At 69.5% G+C, this 13,343-nt stretch carries 12 protein-coding genes; 6 read left to right on the forward strand and 6 right to left on the reverse strand.

Annotated elements, in window-relative coordinates; translation table 11 throughout:
- Window positions 1-28: 28 nt before the first annotated feature.
- Window positions 29-1,375, reverse strand: a complete 1,347-nt coding sequence (locus tag ACU6XJ_RS28815; RefSeq protein WP_476318440.1) for a glutamate-cysteine ligase family protein — start codon at window positions 1,373-1,375, stop codon at window positions 29-31.
- Window positions 1,376-1,683: 308 nt separating this feature from the next.
- Here ACU6XJ_RS28815 and ACU6XJ_RS28820 point away from each other — a divergent pair, with 308 nt between their 5' ends.
- The 5 genes from ACU6XJ_RS28820 to ACU6XJ_RS28840 all read left to right on the forward strand — a co-directional run bounded on the left by ACU6XJ_RS28820 (window position 1,684) and on the right by ACU6XJ_RS28840 (window position 6,061).
- Window positions 1,684-2,871, forward strand: a complete 1,188-nt coding sequence (locus ACU6XJ_RS28820; protein WP_476318442.1) for a cytochrome P450 — start codon at window positions 1,684-1,686, stop codon at window positions 2,869-2,871.
- A 148-nt stretch (window positions 2,872-3,019) separates the two neighbouring features.
- Complete coding sequence (locus tag ACU6XJ_RS28825) at window positions 3,020-3,202, forward strand: hypothetical protein (protein ID WP_476318444.1); 183 nt, start codon at window positions 3,020-3,022, stop codon at window positions 3,200-3,202.
- Window positions 3,203-3,292: 90 nt separating this feature from the next.
- A complete protein-coding gene (locus ACU6XJ_RS28830) occupies window positions 3,293-4,000 on the forward strand; it encodes an SDR family oxidoreductase (protein ID WP_476318446.1) in 708 nt (235 codons plus the stop codon).
- A 7-nt stretch (window positions 4,001-4,007) separates the two neighbouring features.
- Window positions 4,008-5,066 carry a PAS domain-containing protein gene (locus ACU6XJ_RS28835; RefSeq protein WP_476318448.1) on the forward strand — a complete coding sequence of 353 codons (1,059 nt, stop codon included), beginning with the start codon at window positions 4,008-4,010 and terminating at the stop codon, window positions 5,064-5,066.
- Window positions 5,067-5,161: 95 nt separating this feature from the next.
- On the forward strand, window positions 5,162-6,061 hold the full coding sequence (locus tag ACU6XJ_RS28840) for an MBL fold metallo-hydrolase (RefSeq protein WP_476318450.1): 900 nt from the start codon (window positions 5,162-5,164) through the stop codon (window positions 6,059-6,061).
- 679 nt (window positions 6,062-6,740) lie between these two features.
- On the opposite strand, the gene ACU6XJ_RS28845 is transcribed toward ACU6XJ_RS28840, so the two are convergent.
- The 4 genes from ACU6XJ_RS28845 to ACU6XJ_RS28860 all read right to left on the reverse strand — a co-directional run bounded on the left by ACU6XJ_RS28845 (window position 6,741) and on the right by ACU6XJ_RS28860 (window position 11,521).
- Complete coding sequence (locus ACU6XJ_RS28845; protein WP_476318452.1) at window positions 6,741-7,787, reverse strand: Rv2578c family radical SAM protein; 1,047 nt, start codon at window positions 7,785-7,787, stop codon at window positions 6,741-6,743.
- A 42-nt stretch (window positions 7,788-7,829) separates the two neighbouring features.
- Window positions 7,830-8,309, reverse strand: a complete 480-nt coding sequence (locus ACU6XJ_RS28850; RefSeq protein ID WP_476318454.1) for an SRPBCC domain-containing protein — start codon at window positions 8,307-8,309, stop codon at window positions 7,830-7,832.
- Complete coding sequence (locus ACU6XJ_RS28855) at window positions 8,306-9,859, reverse strand: MFS transporter (RefSeq protein ID WP_476318456.1); 1,554 nt, start codon at window positions 9,857-9,859, stop codon at window positions 8,306-8,308. Before ACU6XJ_RS28855 ends, ACU6XJ_RS28850 begins: the two co-directional genes overlap by 4 nt.
- Before the next feature lie 390 nt (window positions 9,860-10,249).
- Complete coding sequence (locus ACU6XJ_RS28860) at window positions 10,250-11,521, reverse strand: flavin monoamine oxidase family protein (RefSeq protein WP_476318458.1); 1,272 nt, start codon at window positions 11,519-11,521, stop codon at window positions 10,250-10,252.
- Between the two features lie 123 nt (window positions 11,522-11,644).
- Here ACU6XJ_RS28860 and ACU6XJ_RS28865 point away from each other — a divergent pair, with 123 nt between their 5' ends.
- The gene (locus ACU6XJ_RS28865; protein WP_476318460.1) at window positions 11,645-12,958 is read left to right on the forward strand and encodes a YibE/F family protein; all 1,314 of its coding nucleotides are present in this window, start codon (window positions 11,645-11,647) and stop codon (window positions 12,956-12,958) included.
- A 6-nt stretch (window positions 12,959-12,964) separates the two neighbouring features.
- On the opposite strand, the gene ACU6XJ_RS28870 is transcribed toward ACU6XJ_RS28865, so the two are convergent.
- A complete protein-coding gene (locus ACU6XJ_RS28870; RefSeq protein ID WP_476318462.1) occupies window positions 12,965-13,324 on the reverse strand; it encodes a VOC family protein in 360 nt (119 codons plus the stop codon).
- Between the last annotated feature and the right edge of the window lie 19 nt (window positions 13,325-13,343).

The following is a 13,343-nucleotide window of genomic DNA, read 5'->3' on the forward strand; positions in this document are numbered from 1 at the left end:
ACGATGCCACAACTGGCGAACGCGGAGATCACTTCACCCGGAAGGCATCCAGGTAGCGGGAGGGCCGGTCCTGGAACTCCCTCGGCCACCGGATCAGCAGGTCCTCGGCGAAGGTGTGCCGAGTCTCGGCGACCTCCTTCAGCGGCTCCAGGTACTCCAGCACGTGCGGGCTTTCCAGGCCGGCGTCGACCTTGGCCCGCAGGCCCTGCTCGGACAGCCGCAGCAACTCGGTCGCAAGCTCGGCCACCGGCACACCCGCGAACGAGGCGCGCATGCCCCTGGCGGCGATGTCCTGCCAGGCCGCCCGGTGGTCCTCGACGTCGGTCTCCCCCACCAGTTTCCAGGCCGCCTCCCGCGACGAGGCGTGGTAGGCAAGGCCGGTCCAGAACGCGGGTGTCGTGCCGAGGTGCTCGGCGTACATGCCGTCCGCCGCGCGCAGTTCCAGCGTCGAGCGGGCCCGCACGGTGGTGAACAGCGTGGACAGGTGCAGCAGCCAGTCCTGCTCGCCGGGCCGGTCATCGGCGTCGAAGCCATGCTCGACAAGGTCGGCGAACGGTCGGTTGACCTCTTCGGCGCCGTTCTCGGGGAACTCGCGGAACAGCATCGGCATGGACGCCATCCAGTCCACCAGCGCGTCCAGGGTGAGCGTCTCGCCGAGCGCGACCTCGATCGGGCCGGTGCGCGAGGGCTCGATGCAGCCGTAGGAGGCCATCCGCTGGGACAGCAGCCCGGTGGGCCTGCCCGCCTCGATGGGCGAGTTCACGAACAACGCCGAGGCGATCGTGGATACCGCCGACAGCATGCGCAGCTTCTCCAGCAGGTCCGGCTCGTCCAGGTAGTCGATGGTGACCTGGTTGGACAGCGTAAGGCCCAACGCGCCCGCGGCCTGCCTACCCGAGCGGCGGGCGAAGTACCGTCGCAGCAGCCGGGAGCGGGCCGTCGGCACGAACAGCACCTCGTCGGGGTCCAGGTACGGCATGTACCCGCCGGGGACCAGCGATATGCGCTTCTGGGCCGCCACCTCAGCCAGCCTGGGCAGCGTTTCGTCCACAATGGACATCAGTTCGGTGACGCTGTCCGCGGGCGGGCTGGAGTACTCCACGCCGCCGCCCGGCTCCACCGACAGCGTGCCGCCGCCGTCGAGGTAGACCTTCCAGTCGTGGTCGCGCGGACAGGCCAACTCGCCCTTGAGCTGCACCGAGCACATGGCCATCAACTCGACGAGCCCGCCGGGGCCCTTGTGCGGCACGGTGATGCCGCGGTGCGGGTCGAGTGCACCCATCTCGATCTCGATGCCGATTCGCTCGGTGGAACCGGTGGCTTTCTGAAAGACGCCTGTCAGTTGGTCTCGTGACAGCGGCGTGCCCATGACCATGTCCGCTCCTCACCGCACATGGACCCGGCTGGCCCGGTGCACAACCATGCCGGAAGCCGCCAAATGCGCATACCTCCAACCGGAGTTTCTGAACGAAAGTGTTAACGCGCCGGGTAAGTACGGCCGTACTGCTAGCAGTTGTCCCGGGGGCATGCATTCCGCTGAACGGGTCGGGAGTCAACGTCACACAGGGGCTTTCTTTACCCCTGTGTAATGCGCTAGTGGGGCCATTTCCCGGGAGCAGTGGCGTGGCTCCATAACTCATTCGGGCGCAGCCTGGCACCGCGCCGTGGATCTAGGTTGGACCCATGACGGCTCGCGACGAGGTGCTGGATGTGCCGTTCCCGGACTCGTTCCTGTTCGACCCGTCGCCGATGTGGTCGCTGCTGCGCCGGGATCGCCCGATCGTGCGGGTGCGCAGTCTCTCCGGCTCCGAGATGTGGCTGGTCACGCGCTATCCCGATGTGCGTTTCGTGTTGACCGACAGCAGGTTCTCCCGCGCCAGGACGGTCAGCGAGAACGCGCCGGTGGTCGGCGTCGGCAAGCCGCTGGCGGGCACGTTGCCGACCACCGACCCGCCGGAGCACACCCGGCTGCGGGGCCGTGTCTCGGCGACGTTCGCGCCGCGCCGCATCGAATCCCACCGGCCCTGGATACGCGCGCTGGCGGGCGGACTCGCCGCAGACGTCGCGAAAGCGGGGCCGGGCGCGGACCTGCGGCAATTGTTCGCACTGCCGCTGCCGATCACGGTGATCTGCCGCCTGCTGGGGGTTCCGGTGGCCGATCACGAGAAATTCCGGGAATGGGCCGAAGGCGGATACACGCTTTCGATCGCCGAAAAGGAACGTGCCGCCGACGCATTGTCGAGCATGCAGGAATACATGGCCGACCTGGTGGCGCGAAAGCAAGCCGATCGGGACGGCTCCGATCTGCTCGACGAACTCGTCCACACGGAAAACGGACTGACCGTCGCGGAGTTGGTGAACTTCTCGGTGAATCTGCTGCTGTCGGGATTCGAGACCTCCGCCAACCAGATCTCGACCTTCGTCGCGACCCTGCTGCGGGAGCGGGACCACTGGGAGCGGCTGGTGTCCGAGCCCGAGCTGGTGCCCGGCGCGGTGGAGGAACTGCTGCGGTTCACGCGCCTCAGCGAGGTCGGCCAGCTTCGGGTCGCCGCGGAGGACGTCGAGGTAGCCGGGGTCGTGGTGCGGGAAGGCGAGGGGGTGATGGCCTCGATCGCCGCTGCCAACCGCGATCCCCGGGTCTTCACCGATCCCGACCGCCTTGACCTGACCCGCTCCCCCAACCCGCACCTCGCCCTGGGCGCGGGCCCGCACATCTGTCTCGGCGCGCAACTCGCCAGGATCGAATTGCAGGAAGCGCTGTCCTGCCTGATCGCACATTTTCCCGGATTGAAACTCGCTCGACCCGCCGCCGAAATCAAATGGCGTCGCGTCCTGCTCAGCGGCCCGGAGGAACTGCTGGTGACTTTCTGATCAGGCATAAATCACCCGATTGGGCGCCACACAGCGGACCATTGGCCGTTGTGAGATCAGCCGTTTCCCGGCAGTCTTGCTGAACACACAAGCCCATTCCGTTACGCGATAACTTCGCGTGTGCTTGGCGGCGAGCAAGGGAGCGGACATGAGCACCAATGGCGATTACAGATCCACCTTCCTGCACGACATGGACGAGGACATCGCACGAGCCGAGAACGAGGGCATGTGCGGCTGGGTGTACTACCAGGACGAGCCCGCCATCCCCACCGCCCGGCAGGCGGACCACGACATCGCGGCCCCGCACCCCTCCGGCATCTCCGCGGGCTGAGCGACCCCATCAAGCCTGGATCAACAAAGATCGTTTTTTCGGCCGAATGGTCGATAACGGTGCGGTCGCGGCGTCTCTAGCCTGGCGGTCATGTCTGAAGCTCAAGGGCGAGCGGTACTGGTCATCGGCGCCTCGCGCGGGATCGGGGCGGCGGTGGCCGAGGCGTTCGCCGCGGTGGGTGACCGGGTGGTCGGCACCCACCGCGGGTCGGGCGTCCCGGTGGAACACGGCGTCACGCTGGACCTGGCCGATCCGGACAGCATCGAATCAGGCATCGCGGCGGCCGAATCGCTGATCGGGCCACCCGACGTCGTGGTGTGCAATGCGGGCATCACCAGGGACGGTCTCGTCATGCGCATGAGCGACGAGGCCTACCGGGAGGTCGTGGAGGTCAACCAGTTCGGCGCGTTCCGGGTGACCCGCCGGGTGCTGCCCGCCATGGTCAAACGCCGCAGCGGCTCCATCGTGTTCGTCTCGTCGGCCTCGGCGCGCGCCGGTGTGGCGGGCCAGGCCAACTACGCCGCCTCCAAGGCCGCGTTGGAAGGCTTCGCCCGGTCGACGGCCAAGGAGTACGCCTCCCGCAACGTCCGCGTGAACCTGGTGATCCCCGGGCCGGTCGAGACCGAGATGACCGCTTCGCTGACCGAGAAGCAGCGCGCGGCGATGCTGGCCGAGGTGCCGCTCGGGCGTTTCGCGCAGCCCGCCGAGATCGCCGAGGCCGTAGTGTGGGTCGCCGGTGCACCGTTCGTCACGGGAGCGAGCATTCCCGTCACGGGCGGCGCCGCGATGGGCTATTGAGGGCGGCATGACTTCTCCCCGCGCACGCCAGGTCAACCAGTGGATCCTGCTGGACACCCGGTTCCAGTTGCTCAGCGTGGGGAGCAAGCTCTACGGCGGCCTGTCGCCGCGTTCCGCGCTGGATCCGGTGGCGCGGCGCATCCTGCTGCCCCGCATGCGGGCCGCCACCGACGACGGTGTCTGCCGGTCGGAGACGGTCAACGACGAGGGCACGGAGTGGGCCACCAGGGTGGTGCCGGTGAACGGCCCGGTGAGCCAGGCGCCGGTGGCCATCGCGGGCTGCTACGGGCCCTCGGCCGAGGAGCTTCCGCCCGATCCGCTGATCGGCTGCTGGGAGTGGCGGGTCACCCCGCCCGGCCCCGGCCAGGAGATGCGCACCTACTGGTCGGACAGCCTGTACGAGGTGTACGGCATGCCGCGGCCGGACTCGTCGGGCCACGGTCCACAGTGGAACTTCTGGGAGGGCCCGCAGTGGCTGGACGAACTCATCCTGGACAGCGACCGGGCCGAGATGCGCCGGGTGCTGGACGAGTTCCTGGCCGCCACCACCGACCGGCTGTTCATCCACTCGTTCCGGGCGCGGGACGCCACCACCGATGAGATCCGCACGCTGCGGCTGTCCGGGCGCAGCTATGTCGCCGACGAGGGCCCGGCCAAGTGGTTCCGCGGCATCACCACCCGCATCGAGGACACCGCCGAGGGCGAGCGGGCGCCGGGACCGCACGACTTCATCGACGCGGCGTTCGCGATCTCCCGCGACGCGCTGTGCGCGATCGACACCGTGTACGAGCACATCTACCTGACGTCCAAGGACTTCGGCTCGCTGGGCATCGCGCTGCCCGCGCAGCGGCATCTGCCCGATATGTGCCATCCCGAGGACATGGCGCGGTTCCGGGCGTTCCTGGCCGAGGCGGCACAGCGGCCCGCGGCGTCCGGGGAGTCGGTCGAGGTGCGTTTCCTTGGCGAGGACGGCGGCTGGCGGACCATGTCCGTGACCGGGACCGGCGTCCGGCTCTCACCAGGCGCCCTGCATCATGTGCTGTGCCGCGTGGTGCCCGTCTCGTGATTGTTTCCCCATATGTTTCGCGGTGCAGGCGGTTTCTTACCTGATCGTGGGATCATCCCTGTGATTTCACCTCGATCCGAAGGGCCGGTCAGCCGATGACAGCGCTGCCGACTGTCGCCGTCGTTCCGCTCGGCGACACGGTGACCTCCTACCTCCAACTCCCCGGCGGCTGGTTCGCCAACAACTGCGGCTGGGTCGCGGGCCACGACGCGGTGCTGTTGGTCGACACCTGCGCCACCGAGGCCCGCAGCCGCAGTCTGCTCGCGGCGGTCGGCGATCTCGCGGGCCGCGCGCTGCACGCGGCGATCACCCATGCGCACGGCGACCACTCCAACGGCGCCCGGCTGGTCACCGACCTGGGCGGGCGCGTCTACGCGGCCCCGCTGGCCGCGACCGAGATCGCCTGCGGCCCGCACACCTATCCCACGGTGTTCCAGGAGGTGGAGTGGGGCGACTGCCGCCCACCGGCATCGCTTGAGCCGGTGACCGGGCCCGTTCACCTCGACCTCGGCGGGACGGCGGTGGAGTTGCACCCGGTGCCGTCCGCCGCACACACCGACGGGGACCTGGTGGTGTGGGTGCCGCGGGACGGGGTGCTGTTCACCGGCGACCTGGTGTGGTCGGGCGTGACACCGCTGACGGTGACCGGTTCGGTGCGTGGCTGGCTGTCGGTGCTGGACTGGCTGGACGGCTTCCCCTACCGGCACTTGGTGCCCGGTCACGGTCCGCTCTCCGGTGCGGGCTCGACCGACCTCGCCGCCACCCGGGAGTACCTGGAGTGGCTCGCCGACGCCGTGGGCCGCGATGCGTCGCCCGACTTCTCGGCGCTGGAGTCGGAAGCTCGGCAGCGGTGGCACGAATGGCTCGAGCCCGAACGGCACGCCATCAACCTCCGGGTGGCCCATGCCGAGTCGTACGGTTATCCCCTTGACGCGAAGTCCGCGCTGGACGCCATGGTCAACGCGGCGGGCGGACTTATACCGGTATACCTGTAAACCCTTACCAGGTCCTGGCAGCGGTACTGCCGAACCGATATGCTGACTCGGTGGTGATCGTCCACGACGTCACCGCGAGTGCCCGCTCCGTGTTTCGCCGGGCGTGGCCCCACAGTTGAAGATTTTTCTTCGAGCCGCTGTTCGAGCGGCTTTATTCAGCGCATCGCGCCCTCAGCCTTTCCCGTGCACCTGCCACGGGACCGCGACGGCCCGGCCGCTGAAACCGACTGGGGGTCTGTTTCAGCGGCCGGGCGTGCCTCACACCACGCTCGCAGCGACGGCCGCTCGTCGCCACCGCAGTCGACTGCCGAATCCGGCCTGTAGCCCGTTGCACACCCCGGCGACCGTTTCGCCCGACCACCCACGGGAAGCGGCTGCCTCTCCTATACCAGAACAGGCGCACCCCTGTCCGCGCGCAAGCTCATTCGTCGGCGCGTTGTCCACAGGGGACCCATCCATCCCCAGCCACGCCATCACGAGATTGCGCCGCCGACCTGGGGCGATAGGCTGACCGAGGGGTCGCCCCCCGGGCGGGCGGGGGCTGTGTTGGGTGGCGGATGTTGTGGGCTGTGGGCGGTGTTGGGGTCAGGTGCGGGGGGTCGTTCCTGGCAGGGCGCTCGGCAAGAATGGCCGACGCAGGCGCACAAGATCCGCACCGCTCGATCGGGCGGTGATGTGTTCAGAGCAGCGTCAGCTGTTCCTGGGCGGGCTGCTCCGCGGCCGGTTCGACATCGCGGTGCCCGGAACCGGATTCGCCTTCCGACCCGCGGGTGAGGCCGTACTTGCGCAGCAGCGGGCCGACCCGGGTGCCGAGCCACCTGGCGTAGTTCTTGTCCACATTGGACCCTCGGCTGTACAGCCGCTCGTAGCGGGGCACCAGGTCGGGGTGGTCCGCAGCGAGCCAGCGGAAGAACCACTCCCTGGCGCCGGGGCGCAGGTGCAGGGTCAGCACCGTGACCCCGGTGGCTCCCGCGTCGGCGATGGCGCCGAGCAATTCCTCCAGCTGCGGCTTGGAGTCCGTCAGATGCGGCAGGACGGGGGCGACCATCACCCCGCAGTCCAGGCCCGCGGCACGGATCTTGCGGACCAGGTCCAGGCGGGCCGCCGGGCTGGGCGTGCCCGGTTCGAGGCGGTGTTGCAGCTCTCGGTCGGCCAGCGCGATCGAGACGCCCACCCCCACCCTGACCCGTTCCGCCGCGGTGGCCAGCAGCGGCAGGTCGCGGGCCAGCACCGTGCCCTTGGTGAGGATCGAAAACGGGGTGCGCGCCGCCGTGAGCGCCCGGATGATGCCGGGCATCAGCTGGTAGCGGCCCTCGGCGCGCTGGTAGGGGTCGGTGTTGGTGCCCATCGCGACACCGTGCCGCGCCCACTTCGGCGCGGCCAGCTCACGCGCCAGGACATCGGCGATGTTGACCTTGACGATGATCTGGCTGTCGAAGTCGCGGCCGGAGTCGAGGTCGAGGTACTCGTGGGTGCGGCGGGCGAAGCAGTAGCGGCAGGCGTGGCTGCATCCGCGGTAGGGGTTGATCGTCCAGTCGAACGGCAGCCCGCTGCCGCCCCGCACCCGGTTGAGTGCGGACTTGGCCAGCACCTCGTGGAAGACCATGCCCGTGAACTCCGGCGATCGCACGCTGCGCACCAGCCCCGGCAACGCCGGAAAGCCGAGTAGCGCCTGCTGCCCGGCCTCGGCCTGCGGAGCGTCCACCCGCTGCGCTTCCCACCTCATGCATCTATTCGAACATATGTTCGTCAGCGGCGCCAGGGGCGGTCAGAGCTTCCACTCCGCGGTGTAGTACTCGATGAGCTGCTCGAAGGTCGGTCCGTCGGCGGGCGTCGGCTCGCCGCGCATGACGTGCTCCATGGCATCCAGACTCAGGTGGTATCCGGCTGCGCTTTGCGCGATGTGGTCCCGGTCGGGGACCGTGGTGGTGAACACCAGCCTGCAGCCGTCGCCGTCCTCCTCCAGCTGCCACTGCTGGTTCTCCAGGTTGGTGCCGTAGCTGAACAGCCGCGGCGGGATGATCTCCAGCACCTCCCCGGTGACCAGCATGTCCTCGTTGAACCGGATGGAGACCTTCCCGCCGACCACCGGGTCGATCGTGGTGGGGAAGCCAAACCACACCGAGACCTCCGCGCCGTCGGTGATGGCGCGCCAGACGCGGTCGATCGGCTCGGCGTAGTGCCGTTCCAGCCAGAGGGTGGGGGTGCCATCGCGGTGCAGCGTGGCCACGGTCGCGAACTCACTCATCGAACAGCTCCTGCGGGATCGGGTTCCTCGGCGGTGACGCCGGTGGGCTTGACGTGACGGAGGACGGTGGCGGCCAGCGCGGCGAGCGCGAGCACCAACACGGCGCTGATGCCGACCGCGGTGGTCATACCCGCGGTGAAGGCCTCGCGGGCGGCGTCGATCAGCTCGGAGCCGACCTTGGCGGGCAGTTGCGGTGCCACGACGGAGGCCCCGGCGATTCCCTCTCGCGCCGCCTCCGCGTCCTTCTCGGAAAGCCCGCCGGGCAGCACCAACTCGTCGCGGTAGATGGCCCCGCCGAGGCTGCCCAAGGCCGCGACGCCCAGGGCGATGCCGAACTCGCCGCCGGTCTCCGACAGCGAGGACGCCGACCCCGCCTTCTCCGGCGGCGCGGTGCTGATCACCAGGTCGGTGGCGAGCGCCATCGGGCCCATGCCGAGGGAGGCGACGATCAGGCCGATGACCAGCACGGGCAGTCCGCCGACGACGTCGACCCCGGTGAGCAGCAGGCAGCCGAACGCGCTGATCACCATGCCGCCCGCCATCACATAGGCGGGCCGGATGCGGCGCGCCAGCACCGGGGCGAGCAGCGAACCGCCGATGGTCGCCAACGCCGCGGGCACCAGCCACAGCCCGGCCTCCAGCGGCGACAGGGCGCCCACGAGTTGGAGGTACTGGCTGACGAACAGGTACAGCCCGCCCATCGCGGAGCCGCAGAGCAGTCCGATCAGCAGCGCGGAACTGAAGGAGCGGTTGGTGAACAGGCGAACGTCCAGCAGCGGGTCGGCCAGCCTGCGCTGACGTCGCACGAACACCACGCCCACCGCGAGCCCCACGGCGACGGTCAGCACCGGGGTCGCGCGGAGGCCGTCCTTGGCGATGTCCTTGAGGCCGTAGATGACCGGCAGGATCGCGCCGAGCGACAGCGCCACGCTGATCAGGTCGACACGGCCCGCCTGTCCCGGCGCGCGGTACTCGGGCAGCAGCACGGGCGCGGTCACCAGCAGCACCACCATCACCGGCACCGCCAGCAGGAACACCGAACCCCACCAGAAGAACTCCAGCAGCACCCCGCCGATCACCGGCCCGGCGGCCATGCCGCCCATGAAGCAGCTCATCCACACCGCGACCGCCATCCCCCGCTGCCGGGGGTGCTGGAACATGGTGCCGATCAGGGCCAGCGTGGACGGCATCAGCGTGGCGCCCGCGATCCCCATCAGCGCCCTGGTGAGGATGAGCATCTCGGCGCTCTGGGCGTATGCGGCCAGCACGGAGGCGCCCGCGAAAGCCGCGGCGCCGATCAACAGCACCTTGCGGCGTCCGACGCGGTCGCCGAGAGTGCCCATGGTGACCAGGAAGCCCGCGATCATGAACCCGTAGATGTCGGTGATCCAGAGCTGTTGGGTGCCGTTGGCGCCAAGCTCGGCGCTCAGATGCGGCAGCGCCAGGTACAGCACGCTCAGGTCGAGGGACAGCAGCAGGGTCGGCAGCGCGAGCACGGCAAGCCCGATCCACTCCCTTCTTCCGGCTCTTGGTGCCTCCGTGGTGACCATGATCCCGTTCCTTCCTCCGCCATCCGATGTCAGTCGGTGATGTAGACGAAGGCGGGCGGGAAAAATCATCGGTTGCCCCGAAGAACGCTCTGGAGCAGCAGGCGAGGACGACGAACGATCGCAACTGCCGCAGCTCCATCGGCGGAACCTGTCCTGAAAGCCGGGCTCCAAGGAACACGCCAGGGCCGCGTGTCTGCCCCGGATCACCCGCCCCTGAAGCTAGCCTGGAATGCGGGGGCAGCACCTCCCGATCGCCGCCGATCAAACGCCCCCATCGAACATACTATCGAATTTGGCGCAGGGTCGTCATGCCGTTGCCATCGGGATCGACAGGGGAGGCGTTCTTCGCGGCTGGCGTTGTAGGTCAGGACCGCGTTCCAGTAGCCCTGCTCAGCAGCGGAGTTCCGCCGCGACGCGCTCGCCGGAGCGGACCGCGCCCTCCAGCCTGCCCTGGTAGGCGATGTCGGTGTGCTCCCCCGCGAAATGGACGCCGCCCTCACGTCGGCCCTCGATGCCCGCGAAGCGGGTGAACTGGCCGACGCGGTAGTAGGAGTAGCACCGCCAGACGTCCAGCAGCGCCGTCCCGGTGTAGGAGCCCGCGATGCCGGGGAACAGCCGCTCCGCCGCGGCCGCCGCCCGGGCGGGGTCTGCCAGCCCGTCCGCGGCCGTGCCGATGCGCAGGTCCGCCAGCAGCCCGCACCGTCCGGACTGGCTGCGCGATGCCTCCCACAGCACGCCGTCCTCGGTGTACACCGCCGCCGTCCGCCGAGGGCGCTTGGCGAACTGGAGATGGACCTTGGCCACCCGGCCCCTGCCGAGTTCACGGATGGCGGCCGTTTTGCGCGGGCTGAGCCCGGCGCCGCCGAGGTCGATCCGGCGCAACGCGGTGAACGGCATGGCCAGCACCACGCGGTCGGCGTACACCCGCCGGTTGTCGGTGAACTCCAGCCGGTATCCGAGCCGACCCAACTCCAGCGAGGTCAGCTCCCACCCGGTGTGCACCTCCACCCCGGAGGCCACGGCCGCGGTCAACAGATCCGTTCCGCCGCGGACGCGGAACCGCTCCCCCGCGGCGCCGAACCGGTTGTGCAGCAGGTTCAACGCGCTCTGGTCCGCGGCGTTCGCGCCGTTGGCGGCGGCGTACTCCAAGGCGAGCAGCCCGCCGAGCCGCGACCGCAGCCCGGGGCCGTCGTCGCCGCGGCTCGCGGGTACGAACCGCTCGATCCAGTCCACGATGGACATTCCGTCCAGTTCTCTGGCCCGCTGGGTGGCGTTGCGGTAGGTCACCGGGCACTGCACGCCGCGCAGTTCGCGGCGGACGGCGGCGTTCACGCGGCGGATCTCCTCGTGAAGCTGCGCCAGCCGCCAGCGGTGCTCACCCAGCCGGACGTCCACCCCGGACGAGGACAGCCGATCCAGTTCGAGGCCAAGCTCGGCGGCGAGGCGCAGCGTGTACTGGTGATCGGGCTCGATGAACTCGGCGCCGCGCTCGGCGATCTGCCCGTCGGCGAAGCCGTCGCGGGATGTCCAGCAGCGCCCGCCGACCCGGTCGGAGCTCTCATACACCGTGGTCGCGATGCCCGACTGGCGCAGTCGGTGGGCACACACCAACCCCGCCGCCCCCGCCCCGACGATCGCGATCCGCGGTTGCGTCCGCGGCATGGCTATGACGTCACCTCTTTCTCGCGGGCGAGATCATCCCGAACGTCCCGCCAAGCATCAAGCCGACGTAGACAATGGTGGGCCGGGTCTTGCGCGGCATGCGGCAGGCGGCAGGATGTCGGCGTGTCCGGCTCGCGAGGATCCAACGTCACTCCCGGTTCCGGGCGGCATCGCCGCCTGCCTCCCGCCCAGTCCGATGCCGAGTTGACCTCGCCGATTCCCGCCGTCCGCCCCGAATCCACGCCCCGCGGCCATGGACATGGACATGGGCACGGCCCGGCGGCGCCGGTGTCGAGCCGGGTGCGGACGCTGCTGGCGGTGCTGTTGATCCCGCTGGCGGTGGCCACCGTGGTCGGCCTCGTCTGGTTCTACCCCGGTGACTTCGTCAAGCCGCAGTCCCCGGTCGGCGCGCAGCAGGCGGTCCTCGGCGAGATCACCGCGGCCGTGCCCAACCAGTCGTGCAGCGGCGACGCCGCCGACCCGTCGCAGCAGCAGTGCACACAATTGACCGTCCGGCTGACCGACGGTTCCGCTGCGGGCACCTCGATCGAGCAGACGCTGCCGGTGGAACCGTCCACCCCGGAGTTCAAGACCGGCGACAAGGTGGTGCTGGCCTACGCCGGTTCGGATCCGTTGTTGGAGACCTCGTACAAGATCGTGGACTTCCAGCGCGACCGCCCGATTCTGTTGCTGGCGGTGGTCTTCGCCCTGGCCGTGTTGGTGCTCGGCCGCTGGCGCGGTTTGGCGGCGCTGATCGCGCTGGGCCTGAGCTTCGCGGTGCTGGTGCTGTTCGTGTTCCCGGCGATCCTGGCGGGCCAGGACCCGCTGTGGGTCGCGATCGTCGGCGCGGGCGCGATCATGTTCCTGGTCCTGTACATCACGCACGGCCTGTCCGCGCGCACCTCCACCGCAGTGCTGGGCACCCTGGTGTCCCTGGCGCTGATCGGCGCGCTCAGCGCGGTGTTCTCCGTGGCGGCCCGGCTGACGGGGCTGAACGAGGACACCGCCAACCTGATCGGCGTCCTCGGTCACGGCATCGACACCAGCGGGCTGCTGTTGGCGGGCATCCTGATCGGCGCCTTGGGCGTGCTGGACGACGTGACCGTCACGCAGTCCAGCGCCGTCTGGGAACTGCGGCTGGCCAATCCCGACTACAGCTGGCGCGAGCTCTACTCCTCCGCCGTCCGCATCGGCCGCGACCATGTCGGTTCAGCCGTCAACACGCTCGCGATGGCGTACGCGGGCGCCGCCCTGCCGCTGCTGTTGATCTTCTCCCTGGCGGAGCAGAGCTTCGGCCGCATCGTGACCTCGCAGCAGGTCGCCGAGGAACTGGTCCGCACGCTGATCGGCAGCATCGGCCTGGTCGCCGCGGTACCAGTGACGACCCTGCTGGCCGCCTTGGTGGCCAGCCGCGAACCCGTGCCCGCCGAGTCCTGAGGCGGTTCAGCCGGTGCCCCAGACCAGGCAGAAGGTGTGGCCCGCCGGGTCGAGGTAGACGCGGAAGTTGTCGCCATCGGGCCCGTGGTGGCGGGCGCCCGCGGCGAGGGCCTTGGGTTCTGCGGTGGCGATGTCCGTGACGCGGATGTCGAGGTGGAACTGTTGGGAGCCGGTGGGGTCGGGGAAGACCGGGGGTTGGTACTCGGGGGCCAACTGGAAGGCCAGCCGGGTGCCGTTCGGGTCGGTGACCACGACCCAGTCGTGCTCTTCGGTGGTGATCGAACCACCCAGCAGCGTCGCGTAGAACTCGGCGAGTTCCCGCGGCTTCCCACAGTCCACAACGATTGAGCGCAGCTGTCCGATCATGAGGTGATCCTCTCCCAAT

The organism is Actinorectispora metalli (assembly GCF_056323685.1).